Raw genomic sequence first — 1,523 nt, 5'->3', positions numbered from 1 at the left:
TCTCCATCAGTGGTATCTTTGAACTCTGTACCAATCTTAGTACCTTCGGTATCTACGTAGTTAACGATGACTGAGCCAGTAGGGAGTTTTTCATAAAAATACGCCATTTTAGTAGTTGGGGAAGCATAGTTGTTCGCAACTGTTAACAAACGGTTTCCCATAGAAGGAATAACGAACTCTGCAAAACTACCTGCACCACTATATGTCACAGTTCCTACATACTCATCACTTGGTTGGTTATCCGTACCTTCTTTTCTCAAAGGAATAGGAGTATTACCTAAAAAGACTTTTACGGTCTCTGTACCACTTGCATCTATTACATCATAGACAATACGTAAATCATTACCTTTACCATCATAGTTAGTTCTAGATACTGTTGTTGTTTCACCAACTGGATAATTTGGATTGGTAAAGTCATTTTTAAAATTACCAGCTGCAGTTAACACACCTGTTTCAATTGGACGATAGGTAATTCGATAACCATTTACCAAAATATCCCCTAACGTATAGGCATCTCCGCTTAGACCAGTTTGTGAATATTTCGGTAATATCTGCTCGTACGCGCTCGCATCAAAGTCAGTATTGTAAAAACTTTTTCCAATAGTTTCCCTATCTTTTTCATAGAAATAATAGATTTCTTGTGGAACAACATAAATACCTGATGTACTAATCTTATTAGCTGGTTCAGCACCTGCTGCTGGACCGAATAAAGCAAGTAGGCGTTTTGCATAGCCTGCCGGTCCTTCAATAACAATCGTCAGTGCCCCACGCGTATTAATACCACCCGTTAATTTAATATCTTCAGTGTTATTAAATCCACGAACAGTAGCTGAATAACCATTTTTAATATTATCTGTTCTGTGTTTTAATGCTTTTGTTTTTGCATCATAAACTGAAAGAGAAAGACTTCTATCGTTTCTGTTAACGGATACCACATAATAGTCAGTATCTAATTCTTTCCACTTTGTTTTACCGTTTTCAGTTCCATCACTAACAACTTCAGCAATTATCTGCAAAGTCAAATAATTTTCACGTTCGTCTTTTACAATAAAATCTTTCGGTGTCTCCTTAGCAACTACAGAATATCCTGCATCGGCATAATCAATTTTTGTACTATCCGTATTTACCTCATACGAAACAGATGACGTAGCGGATACAGTAGGTACTCCTGCAAATAAAAACGCACCTAGGATTACTGAAGCAGCACCTAAACCTAGCTTCCGAATGCCATATCGATAGCGTTTTTCATTTTTCTGGAACTCATCGTTTCTTAACGAACGTTTAACTTTAGCAAAATGCATATACTGATTTCTCCTCTTAATAAATGGATTTTTGGTTGATCATGCTGGCTTGTTTATCATCATGTCTATAAAGCGCATCCAAGTCATAGTGTGAGTTTGTCATTGCTCTACTATAATACTTGAATACTTGTAATACTGTCAATAGGAAACTCTCTCGTTCTAAAAGCAGACCAAATGATTATATATAAAATTACAACTCAACCTATTCCTAGCACAGGAATA

General features: G+C 36.4%; 2 protein-coding genes. Both read right to left on the bottom strand.

The genetic code is table 11. The features are described 5' to 3' along the window. Window positions 1–1,301, bottom strand: a 1,301-nt coding sequence (locus SST62_RS01000000111510; protein WP_032499349.1) for a YSIRK-type signal peptide-containing protein, incomplete at its 3' end; no start/stop codon positions are given. A 16-nt stretch (window positions 1,302–1,317) separates the two neighbouring features. Further along, the gene (locus SST62_RS1000000113000) at window positions 1,318–1,443 is read right to left on the bottom strand and encodes a hypothetical protein (RefSeq protein ID WP_266578150.1); all 126 of its coding nucleotides are present in this window, start codon (window positions 1,441–1,443) and stop codon (window positions 1,318–1,320) included. Window positions 1,444–1,523: the final 80 nt, after the last annotated feature.

It is taken from the genome of Streptococcus suis YS56 (assembly GCF_000440115.1).
Lineage (GTDB): Bacteria > Bacillota > Bacilli > Lactobacillales > Streptococcaceae > Streptococcus > Streptococcus suis_L.
Note: the sequence above shows the minus strand (reverse complement) of the source record. Positions and strands in the feature narration are given on the sequence as shown.